The 565-nt window shown below is 62.7% G+C and carries 1 protein-coding gene; it reads left to right on the forward strand.

All coding sequences use genetic code 11. The features are described 5' to 3' along the window. Positions 1-2 precede the first annotated feature (2 nt). The coding region (locus DK872_RS27250) for a type VI secretion system Vgr family protein (RefSeq protein ID WP_161519142.1) at positions 3-565 on the forward strand (563 nt) is incomplete at its 3' end.

Here is a 565-nt window from a genome sequence, read left to right on the forward strand (position 1 = left end):
TTATGGTGAACAGAATATCGGTCAGGCTGCCCGTGGAGGGGCTGCTTTTCTGGAAACTCTCCGGGCGCGAGGCGCTGTCGGAGCCGTTTACGCTGGCGCTGACGGTCCTGGGGACGGATGCGCGTATCGACCGCAGCAAATTGCTGGGCCAGCCGGTGACGGTGACGGTCCCGACGCAGACAGGCACGCGTTACTTCAACGGGAAAGTGACCCGTGTGGCGGTGAGCGCGACGGAGCTGTCGGGCACGCGCTATGCGGTGTACCAGCTTACCGTCGAGCCGGATGTGTGGCCGATGAAACGCGACCGCAACCTGCGCATCTTCCAGGGGCAGACGGTGCCGCAGATTGTGAAAACGCTGCTCGGTGAATACCAGGTCAGTCTGGAAGACCGGCTGACCGGCAGCTACCGCGTCTGGGATTACTGCGTGCAGTACCAGGAGAGCAGCTTCGACTTCATCAGCCGGCTGATGGAGCTGGAAGGGATTGCCTACCACTTCAGGCATGAGGCCGACAGCCACACGCTGGTGCTGACCGACGACGCCTCCGGATTTAACCCCTTCCCCGG

The sequence above is a fragment of the Kosakonia sp. MH5 genome (assembly GCF_009935945.1).
Classification (GTDB): domain Bacteria; phylum Pseudomonadota; class Gammaproteobacteria; order Enterobacterales; family Enterobacteriaceae; genus Kosakonia; species Kosakonia radicincitans.